The organism is uncultured Campylobacter sp., from assembly GCF_937997465.1.
Taxonomy (GTDB): Bacteria; Campylobacterota; Campylobacteria; order Campylobacterales; family Campylobacteraceae; genus Campylobacter_A.
On record NZ_CALKTQ010000310.1, the window covers coordinates 1 to 3397 of the forward strand.

Genomic DNA, 3397 nt, shown 5'->3' on the forward strand with positions numbered 1-3397 from the left:
GCTGAATGGCGGTAGAATCGGTAGGCGTGATCGTGCCTACGAGCGAGACGCTGTTACGTTTATAGTGTGTATGCATTTTCTGTCCGCCGCCGCTTTTATAGTCGCCGCTCTCATAGTGTCCGCCCGAGACCTCTAGGCTACCCAGCTCATTCCCCGCCGCTACGTCCGCGGTAGTTTCAAACCTTCTAAAACTACCGCCCAGCACGCTTACGTTTCCTCCGAAGCTCGGTTTTGACAGCCTTGCTATCTCTCTATCGAAAAATATACCGCCGCTAATGAGCGCGCCGTATCTGACGTCTTGCGGGCCTTTTACGATGCGAACCGAGCTATAGTTTTGCGCCGAGATGTAGGTGATGGGCGTATCCATGCGCATGCCGCAGCCGCCGTTTAACGTACTACCGTCGATAAGTACGGGCAACCTAGCCGCCGTTTGCGAGCGATAATAAACCTCGCTGCCGCCTCCGCCCTTGCGCTCCATCGTAAAACCGTTCAAATTTGAAAGCGATTTGGCGATGTCGCCGTTTTCCAGTATCGCGCCTTTTCCAGCTATTTGGGCGTTTGTAGGCTCGTCTAGGGCTGATTTTTGCATTTTTGACGAGACGGTAACGGGACTCAGACTTATCGCTTCCTCGGCGCTAAGCATCAAATTTGACGCCATGGCCAGCGCCAAAACGTAAGAAATTTTCATTTTCGCTCCTGCAAAATTAATATTTAATATTGAAATTGAAGCAAAAATAAACTTAAATAAAGTATGAATATTTATGTAATGTTAATTATTTTGTATGAAATTTAGCTCAAACCCTGATATTTCGGTCGTTTGCGTTAAGTGTGTAGAAAAGTAACTTTAACGGATTAGAATTATAAATTTAAGTAATCTCGGTTTCATCAAATTTGAGTTTAACGAAACCGAGATTAAATTTACAAAATCTCTTTTACCAGCAGCTGCGGCGTGACGAGTCCGCGAAACGAGTTTTTCGATACCGAAAAAACTAGGTCTATGCTCTCGCCCGCATGCGGCTCGCGAGTATCTCGCAAACCGCGCTCTTGCCGCTGCCGATACTGCCCGTGACGACGATTGCGTGTTTAAATTGCGGCATTTTGCTTTTAAATTCGATATAAAACTAGAACCGAGTCGCATCTTAAATAAGACGGCAAATATCAAAAATAAATTTTCACAAGACTCTAAAATTGACTCATAGATTTTAAAATTTCGTGTTTTATCCGCGATAAATTACCGTTTTGTGGTGCGATTTGAAAATTTATCGCATGACTTTGCCGAATTTAAGCGCAAATTTTAAATGTTAATATTAAATTTAAATTTATTTAGCGCATTCTTCTTGAGAAAAATCTTTTATGTCGAGAATGCTTGTATACTTCTACTTCTCTACAGTTTACCTTTTTCATTGCCTCTTGTATCGCGTCCGGCGTACCTTCTCTGAGTGCTGCTAGCATGACTTCGGGCGGCTGTTCTTCGCAGACTATCTTTTTCTTGCTATGAGTAAACGTGCTAATGATATAGAAGATTACGGCGACGATAGCGATAAACGTATAAAATAAAATATCATAGGTTATTAACTGACTAAAAATAGTTTTCTTTTTACTAGATTTATTTTTTATTTGTTTAGATTTAGCCATAAAATTCCTGCCGAAAAATCTCTAAATTTAATCCAAGCAAAACTAGCCGAATTCACGATATCTCTTTTACCAGTAGCTGCGGCGTGACGAGTCCTCGAAACGAGTTTTTCGATACCGAAAAAACGAGGTCTATGCTCTCGCCGGCATGCGGCTCGCGAGTGAAGTTAAAAAACAGCGCCTCGAGGCATTTGCCGTCTTTTTGCAGGATGAGCTTTAGGTGATTTTGCTCCCTACCGATTAGCTTTTTGTTTTTGACGACGGCTGATTTGATCTCAAAGAGCGGGCGCGGATTTTTCTGCCCGTAAGGTTCGAAATGCTCCAAAATTTCAAGCAGTTCAAAGTCCACTTCGCCCGCCTCTATCTCACCCAGAGGTTCGTCAAACGCGCTAAATTCGTGCAGGTCCATCAGCATACACGAGCTATTTATCGCGTTTTTAAACGCTTCTAAATTTGCCGGATCTATCACGATGCCGGCAGCTCCCTTGTGCCCGCCGTAGCCCACAAGTAAATTTTCGTGGCTAGCGATGAGCGAGAGGATGTCTAGCTTGCCCACGCTTCTAGCGCTACCTTTGGCACGGTTTTCGTCGATACTAAAGACGATGGCGGGCTTTTTAAACTGCTTTGCCAGACGCGAGGCGACGATGCCGATGACGCCCTCGTGCCAGCCCCTGCCCCACGTCACGATGATGTGTTCGTCCTCGCGCACGTCCTTTAACGAGCACTCAAAAAGCGTGCGCTCCTCCTCCTTGCGCGAGTTGTTAAAGCTCACGATGGTGTCGAGACACTCGCAGGCGCGGTCTAAGTTTTTGGCGCGCAAAAACTCAAAAGATACGCTCGCATCGTCCATACGCCCCGATGAGTTTATGAGCGGCGCGATGAGAAAGCTAATGTCGTCGCACTCGAATTTATCTTTGCCGTAAAGCTGTTTTATCGCCGTAAATGCGGGCCTGCGCGAGCTATTTAGGCGGTTTACGCCAAGCTTAACTAGGATGCGATTTAGGTCGCGAAGCTCCATCATATCGGCTATTATCGCGATAGCGAGGAGGTCTAGAAATTTGCCCATATCGTAGTTGATACGGCACACGTCCTTTAGCGCGCCCACTAGATACCACGCGACCTGAGCGCCGCAAATTTCGACGTTTGGAAAGTGGCAATCCTTTTGCTTTGGATTTATGATCGCATAGGCCTCGGGCAGGACGTCGGGCGGCATGTGATGATCGGTGATGATGAGATCGATGCCTTTTTGCTTGCAAATTTGAGCCGCGTCGTTTGCCGAGATGCCGTTATCTACGGTCACGATGAGACCGGCGTCTGCTATCTCTTCGACGATTTGCGGATTTAGCCCATAGCCGTCGCTAAAGCGATTTGGGATACGCACGAAATACTCGCTAACGCCCAAATCATCGAAAAACTCGGCCATTATGACGCTGGCGATCACGCCGTCCACGTCATAATCGCCGACGATGACGATCTTTTCGTTTTGCTCGATCGCGCGCTTTATACGCTCGGCACCCTTAAATACATCCTTTAACGCATCAGGCGTAGGAATTTCTGAAAGTTTTTTGTGAATGTCATTTTCAAATCTTTGATTCAGTAATTCCTTTATCTTTTCCTTATTCAACATCGTTTTGACGGGCTTTTGCGTAAGCCTCGCCGTCAAATTTCGCCGCCTTGCCACCGTTTTTGCCTAAATTTTTGCTCGCCTCGGGGGTCAAATTTACCCCTGCCACGCCGCAAAAAAGGCTAAATTTTGGTTCAAATT

At 46.0% G+C, this 3397-nt stretch carries 3 protein-coding genes; all 3 read right to left on the reverse strand.

Translation table 11 applies throughout. The features are described from left to right. A partial coding sequence (locus Q0546_RS10535) for a TonB-dependent receptor plug domain-containing protein (protein ID WP_298792852.1) occupies nucleotides 1–688 on the reverse strand: 688 nt, incomplete at its 3' end. A 635-nt stretch (nucleotides 689–1323) separates the two neighbouring features. Continuing rightward, nucleotides 1324–1635, reverse strand: a complete 312-nt coding sequence (locus Q0546_RS10540; RefSeq protein WP_298792854.1) for a hypothetical protein — start codon at nucleotides 1633–1635, stop codon at nucleotides 1324–1326. A 52-nt stretch (nucleotides 1636–1687) separates the two neighbouring features. Continuing rightward, nucleotides 1688–3295, reverse strand: coding sequence for a single-stranded-DNA-specific exonuclease RecJ (gene recJ / locus Q0546_RS10545; RefSeq protein ID WP_298792857.1), 1608 nt, complete (start codon nucleotides 3293–3295; stop codon nucleotides 1688–1690). Nucleotides 3296–3397: the final 102 nt, after the last annotated feature.

Bases quoted from the DNA above. Each gene is read 5' to 3' on its own strand.
- Q0546_RS10540 (WP_298792854.1), bottom strand. From the start codon at position 1,635: ATGGCTAAATCTAAACAAATAAAAAATAAATCTAGTAAAAAGAAAACT.